The organism is Flavobacterium sp. A45, assembly GCF_002001005.1.
Taxonomy (GTDB): Bacteria; Bacteroidota; Bacteroidia; order Flavobacteriales; family Flavobacteriaceae; genus Flavobacterium.
The window spans coordinates 1-7,047 of the sequence record NZ_MUNX01000147.1 but is presented as its reverse complement, the minus strand read 5'-3'; the positions used below and the strand labels follow the sequence as shown (position 1 = coordinate 7,047).

The following is a 7,047-nucleotide window of genomic DNA, read 5'->3' as shown; positions in this document are numbered from 1 at the left end:
CTAGTTGTTTTGAAACAAAACCATATAAGTTCTGTTTATATATAAATTTTATTTTCTAAAAAAAAATAAAAGAAATTCCAATAGTAATAGGCTCTTAAAAACAAAGTGAATTTACTTTACAAATCGGAGCGATTGGTTATAAAACCTTTAAAAATCAATTAAAAAAATCTTGCAACATCATTTTTCAATTCTTCTTTTTTTTATATCCAGACAGGCTTTCACCTGTCTGGAATAAAAAATAACTATTTGTAATTTTTAGAAATTAGCTCCAGTAGTATCCCACCAAAGTCTAGTTCCTCCATTATCTGGCCCTCCTAATTTAGCAAGTCCTGTAGCAACACCACCAGGGTTACCATCTTTCTCAGTCTGTACGAAGTTTACTCTACGTGGACCAAATTCAGTTGTGATTGTTCCTCCACTTGTATTGTGTAATGCTCTGAATAATTTAGGATATCCAGTTCTTCTGTATTCTGACCAAGCTTCTTGACCTTCAGGGAAGTTAGCTATCCATTTTTGAGTAATAATTTTTTGCAATTTCACCTCATTTGCAGCGGCACCATCCCAAGCAATTGTCACTTTATTTACAGCTGCTCCATTATTAGCAGCATCTTTAACATCAACAAAATCTTTAGCCATACTTACATTATCAGCGATGTAACTAGCCGCACCAGAAGCACCGTGTTGCGTAAATGATGTAGTTATACCCGCTTCATATAAAGCCTGAGCAGTTCCACCCATATTCCAACCTCTTAATGCACCTTCAGCTCTCAAGAAATATACTTCAGCTGTCGTCATCAACACTTTTTCATTTGACCCAACAATTGAACCAATTTCAGACATACCTGTACGGTCAGACTTCGCTATCATATTTATACCTGTACGAACTCCTCTGTATTCACCAGGAAAATCAGCAGATTCCTTAAAGTATTTAGCAAGTCTTGGATCTGAGTATCCATTCATTATTGATTCCATATCAGCAGACATTCTAATATCACCCCAAGAAGAAGATATTGTCAAAATTGGATCAATATAATTAGGAATGATAACTTTAGCGATATCAGCATTTGTAGTCATCACACCAAAAGGGTGGCTAATTGCTTTTTCAGCTTCTGTTTTTGCCAATGCCGGTTTAACTTTAACAATTCTCATCGCTAAACGCAAACGCAATGAATTTGCATATTTAACCCATTGTTTGTAATCACCTCCATAACCACTCATGTCTGTACTTGCAAAATTTGAAGCTTCACCTGCGTTAACTCTTTTAGTTAATTCTGTAACAGCAAAATCAAGTTCAGAAAACATTTTGGTGTAAACTTCTTCTTGTGAATCATAAGGAATTGTAGCATCAGTAGTACCAAATTGAGAATATACAATTGGACCAAATACATCAGTAACTCTATGCATTCCTTCTACTTTCAAAATCAAAGAAATAGCATAGAATTGATCGTATTTTCCTTTGGTTCTTTGCTCAATTTTAAGTGTATTTGCCATTACATCTGTATAAGGCAAACTCCAGATAAAGCCATTCCAACCATCAACAAGATTGTAGTTTGAGTTATCTCCTGCAGCTCCTTTAAAAGGAGTTGGAGTAGCCATATAACCTGACCAAATATCAGCACTCAAGTTTTGCTGCAATTGGTATTTCCAGTGTGTAGTATTAAAAATCCCAGTAAAAACAGTAGTAAAAGGAACTTTTACATGGTTAAAATCCTGCTCAAGATCTTCAGCAGTAATCCCAGTTGGATTCGTGTTAATTTCGTTGAAATCGCTTGTACAACTTACTGCTGCAAGCAATGAAGCGCATATAGCAGTTGTTTTTATTTTATTTAGTATCATGATGATATAGATTAGAAAGTTACATTTAAATTAAGACCGATACTTTTTGTAGAAGGTGCTGCATAAACATCAATCCCTTGTAAACCATTACCTGTACTCAAAGAAATATTTGGATCAAATGGTGCATCTTTATAGAAGAAGAATAAATTTCTACCTACCAAAGATAAGTTAGCTGTTTTGAAAATTTTACTGTTTTTAAGATCAAATGTATATCCTAATGCCAATTCTCTTAAGCTTACGTTTGTTGCATCGTAAACATACTCACCTGTTGCACCTTCTCTACCTCCAACTTGGCTATAGTAGCTCTCCGCTGGGTATTTTCCTGCATAAGCAGTTCCATCAGGATAAACAGCATTAATTGCTACCCCTCCAGCATCTCTAGCATTACCTGTCGCTTGAGAAACACCAAATTTATCATTTACAGCTTCAGTCAAACTCATTACATCTCCTCCAAAACGTCCGTCAATTGTAAAGTTTAAGAAATAGTTACCATATTTAAATGAGTTACTAAAACCTAACATATAATCTGGATTTGCATTTCCAACTTCTTCGAAATCTGTTTTTTGGATTGAACCATCAGCATTCAATAAAACTCTACCTTGAGCATCTCTCTTAAGGTTAATTCCTTCGATAACTCCAAATGGACGACCATTAATCAATGAATATCTATAACTATTCACACCCGCTGGAGTTAGAATAACTGTACCTCCTAATTCTTCTGGTAATCCAGAAACTTCATTGCTATTTTTTGAATAGTTTACAGTAGCATCCCATTTAAACTTGTCATTATCAACGATTTTTGCAGTCAATAATACCTCAATACCATTGTTTTCAATCACACCACCATTGTATGCATAATTTTGGTAACCCTCAGCATTTGTAGCTGGAGCTGGTATTGTAAGCAATTGATCTTTAGTTTTGTTGTTATAGTATGTTAATTCTATTCCGAATCGGTTATTAACAAATCTCCATTCAGTTCCTAACTCAAATGAATTTTGGCTTTCAGGTTTCAATGTAGTACCTGGTCTTGGACCAACAGTTGGGTTGATATTTTGTGGATTTGCTGCTGTATAAGCGTAAGTTGGAGAAGTGTAAAACGCAGGAACGTCATTACCAACCTGTGCAAAAGAAGCGCGCACTTTACCAAAAGAAATTGCATCTGGCATAGTAAAAGTTTCAGAAACAAGCCAAGTTGCTCCAACAGATGGATAAAAGAAAGACATATTTCCTGTATTTGCCAATGTAGAAGACCAGTCATTACGTCCTGTAATATCTAAATACAACATGTTTTTGTAACCAAAATTTACTGCAGCAAAAACAGATTGTTGCTCTCTACGGTAACCGTAATTTTGATAATTACCAGTATTAGAATTAAAATTATGAAGTGTGAACCAGTTTGCAATACCTAAACCAGATGGATCAGAATCTAAAACCGTTTCATCATTTATAAATGTTTTTGTAAAACTGGTACCTACGTTTGCGAAAAATGTAAGGTCCTCATTAATTTTTGTATTAATTGTAGCGATCAAATCCCCGTAATTTTGAGAACTTAAGTTATCGATGCTAATATATCTTCCATTTATATGAGATAAAGTACCTTGAGTAGAAGCGTAAATTTCTTTGTCAAATTGTGAAGTAACTCTATCATAATTATATCTAGAACCAATAGATAACCAATTATTAACTTTATAGTTCAATCCAACAGATCCATTTATATATTGATTACCATCTTTAGATTTATTGCGATTCAATCCCCAATATGGATTTTGCTCAATATCTCTATTGGTCATCCAGTTTTGAACCATCATATTTCTGGCAGGATCAAATACTTCAAAATTATTTTTGTATTCGTTAAAATCATATCCTCTTGGCATTAAATAAAGACCTGTAAGTGGATTAAAATACAAACCACTAGTTGGTCTGTTTGTAACATACTGAGATGTATAATTTGCATTGGCGTTAACAGTTAATCTGTCACCAAAGAATTTACCCATTTGTCTGATGCTAAAGTTATTTTTGCTCAAACTGTTTGTTGGTATAACACCATTTGCAGAAGTATTAGCATAAGAAACGTTTGTAGAAGAATTTTGAGATCCTGTAGAAAAACCAAAAGAAGATATTTGAGTTACTCCAGTTTCAAAAAAGTCTCTTGTATGATCTGGTGTACTTTGCGCAGCTCCCCATGACTCATCTGCTCCTGGCTTAGCGATATATGAGGTTTGGAATTTTGGCAAATAAGCAGCTGTTTCAACTGTTGTATTTGAAGAGGCTCTGAAAGAAGAAACTCCTTCTTTTGCTTTTTTAGAAGTCAACAAAACAACCCCTCTAGCACCTTGACTACCGTATAAAGCTGTAGCAGATGCACCTTTAAGTACAGTCATACCTTCAAAATCATCTGGATTCAATAATCCAATAACATCACCACCATCACGGTTACCTCCTTGTGTTGAACCAAATGAGTCATTTGGCTGAATAGAAGAAATATTCAGCATTGGCACACCATCAACAACGTACAAAGGGTTGTTGTTTGTAGTAGATGAATTTCCACGTATAGTTACTTTTGTAGAACCTCCAGTACCACCGGCACTTTTAGTTACCGCAACCCCAGCAATTTTACCTGCTATTGTATTCATTAAATTAGGATCTTTTGCTCTAACAAGATCTTCTCCTTTTAACTCTTGTGCAGAATAAGTCAAAGATTTTTTAGATTTCTTGATACCTAATGAAGTTACAACTACTTCTGTCAAAGCTGTAGAAGCTGCTGAATTCAACTTTACATCAATTGAAGATGACTCTCCTACTTGTACATTTCGTGTTTCATATCCTAAGTATGAAATCACTAGTGTAGCGCCTGGCTTAACATCAAGTGTAAATTTACCGTCAAAATCTGTTGAGGCTCCATTAGTCTCGCCTTTTACGTTAACATTTGCACCTGGTATCGGAGTACCCGCCGCATCTGAAACAAAACCATTGATTTTTTTTGTCTGCGCAAGGGTAACTTGCGTAGTAAAAATAACCATTACGATTAAAAAAATTTTTTTCATTTTTAAATTATTTTTGTTAGTTATGTTGTAAAATTATGTGGATAGTATTTTTCAAAAAAATAAATTAAACCAACAGCATTACTTTTTAAACCAACGACATCTTTTAATCAATAATGCGTTTTTCGAAAACGTTTTCTTAAATATTATTTAAGCTGTTATTCATATAATTCAACATTTTTTGCATCAAAATGCTTTTTTTAATAACAAAATGATTATTGTTGCAAAACAAAACAGTAACTAATTCGATTTAATACATTCCCTATTTACACCTATAATTAATGAAAAAAATAAACTTTGAAATCAAACTCATTAACCATGTATGGTTTTGGGGAATTTGGTTTATTCTTAACTTTTTGCGTTGGGGTGCTTATTTTAATGATTATAAGTATTCATTCAAATCGAATCTATTAGAATTTGCTCTTCATATACCATTTGTGTATTTCAATATTTTAGTACTCGTTCCGATGTTTGTATTAAAATCTAAATACATCAAATACACTATTTCATTACTGGCCAGCTTAGCTGTTGTTTATTTATTAAAAACAGGACTGACCTATTTTGTAATTTCAAAAAACATTTGGCCCGAAGCCAATAGAGATTACATTCCTTTTGAAATCAATCATATTGTGGCAGTTACTATTGGAGAAGTCTATGTGCTTGCGATTGCATCGTCTATCTATTTAATGCTAACTTGGCTTAGGGAAAGAGATCGCAACAAAGCGATAATGGAAAATCAAAATAAAATAAAATTAAAATACTTAAAAAACCAGATTCAGCCTCACTTCTTTTTTAATACTTTAAATAACCTTTACGCCCTTTCATTAGAATCATCGGACAAAGTACCTGATGTGATTATAAAACTTTCCAATTTGATGGAATATGTTCTATACGATATCAATGAATCCAAGTTTGTGCCTTTGATAAATGAAATCAATTATATCCAAAATTATATTGAAATAGAAAAATTGCGGTTTGAAAACGTAGAAGTAACCATCAATCTTGAATCCGATATTGACAATATAAAAGTTCCACCATTGCTCTTCATATCATTAATAGAAAATGCCTTTAAGCATGGTGGTGCAAATAATGAGAAACTCAAAATAAAAATCAACTTCAGGACTACAAAGTCAGAACTGGAATTTGAAATAATAAATAATTTTGTAATTTCACGACCTGTAAAATCAAAAAAAGGAATTGGTTTATCAAACACTAAAAAAAGATTAAAACTGATTTACAAAAGCAATTTCATCATAAAACAGATGATAAAATTCAATTTCTATATAATCAAAATACAAATACCTTTATATAATGAAGATTAAATGTGTATTAATTGACGATGAACCTTTAGCTATAAAAGTATTGCTCAATTATTTTGAAAATTTTTCAGACTTTGAGGTTATTGCTACTTTTAACAATTCATTGGAAGGACTCGAATTTATAAATTCAAATAATGTTGATGCTGTTTTTCTTGACATCAATATGCCTATGATGACCGGTTTTGAATTAATTAGTTTACTCGAAAATAAAACTCGAGTCGTCATCACAACAGCTTTCAGGGAATTTGCTGCCGAAAGTTACGACCTAGAAGTACTGGATTACCTAGTTAAACCCATTCCATTACCCCGATTTATAAAATGTATTCACAAAATTGAAGCCGAATACAATTTAAAAAATAATATTAAAATAGAGAACCATCGCATCGAACCACATCTTTTTATCAAAGTAGATAAAAAAATGGTTAAAATTAACATTGATGAAATTCTTTTTGTAGAAGGAATGAAAGAATACATCAAAGTTGTCACTCCCGAAAAAACCTATATCACCCATAAATCATTAACTTCATTAACAGAGGAATTACCTGCAGATCGTTTTATGCGTATCCATAAATCCTATACTATTGCACTAAATAAAGTAAAATCTATTGAAGGCAACAGAATACAAATTTTATCCTACACTATTCCTATTGGAAGAAATTACAGTAAAGAAGTTAAAGTAAAAATTCTAGAATAATAATTCTGCTAGATAGCTATTCGACAAATTTGAATGTGTTTTACAAATTTATATAATAGTTAAAAATGAACTGTTTTTGATACAGAAAAAATAGCTCTACATCGATTTTTCAGTTATAAAAAAGCAATAAATCTGCCATTAGTTGATGAATTTATGA

Annotated in this window: 4 protein-coding genes; 2 read left to right on the top strand and 2 right to left on the bottom strand. The window is 32.6% G+C overall.

Annotation, left to right across the window (positions count from 1 at the left end):
- Window positions 1-255: 255 nt before the first annotated feature.
- Together B0E44_RS17600 and B0E44_RS17595 are read right to left on the bottom strand one after the other, a co-directional pair.
- Window positions 256-1,836 carry a RagB/SusD family nutrient uptake outer membrane protein gene (locus B0E44_RS17600; RefSeq protein WP_077378422.1) on the bottom strand — a complete coding sequence of 527 codons (1,581 nt, stop codon included), beginning with the start codon at window positions 1,834-1,836 and terminating at the stop codon, window positions 256-258.
- A gap of 11 nt (window positions 1,837-1,847) precedes the next feature.
- Window positions 1,848-4,880 (bottom strand): SusC/RagA family TonB-linked outer membrane protein, encoded by a 3,033-nt coding sequence (locus tag B0E44_RS17595; protein ID WP_077378419.1) that lies wholly within the window; start codon window positions 4,878-4,880, stop codon window positions 1,848-1,850.
- A gap of 278 nt (window positions 4,881-5,158) precedes the next feature.
- On the opposite strand from B0E44_RS17595, the gene B0E44_RS17590 reads away from it, so the two are divergent.
- The gene (locus tag B0E44_RS17590; protein WP_077378416.1) at window positions 5,159-6,199 is read left to right on the top strand and encodes a sensor histidine kinase; all 1,041 of its coding nucleotides are present in this window, start codon (window positions 5,159-5,161) and stop codon (window positions 6,197-6,199) included.
- Window positions 6,189-6,890: a LytTR family DNA-binding domain-containing protein gene (locus B0E44_RS17585; RefSeq protein ID WP_077378413.1), complete on the top strand. Its 702-nt coding sequence runs from the start codon at window positions 6,189-6,191 to the stop codon at window positions 6,888-6,890. Before B0E44_RS17590 ends, B0E44_RS17585 begins: the two co-directional genes overlap by 11 nt.
- The last annotated feature ends 157 nt before the right edge of the window (window positions 6,891-7,047 follow it).

Coding starts and splice junctions, on each gene's coding strand:
- B0E44_RS17600 (WP_077378422.1), bottom strand. CDS start 1,836: ATGATACTAAATAAAATAAAAACAACTGCTATATGCGCTTCATTGCTT.
- B0E44_RS17595 (WP_077378419.1), bottom strand. CDS start 4,880: ATGAAAAAAATTTTTTTAATCGTAATGGTTATTTTTACTACGCAAGTT.
- B0E44_RS17590 (WP_077378416.1), top strand. CDS start 5,159: ATGAAAAAAATAAACTTTGAAATCAAACTCATTAACCATGTATGGTTT.
- B0E44_RS17585 (WP_077378413.1), top strand. CDS start 6,189: ATGAAGATTAAATGTGTATTAATTGACGATGAACCTTTAGCTATAAAA.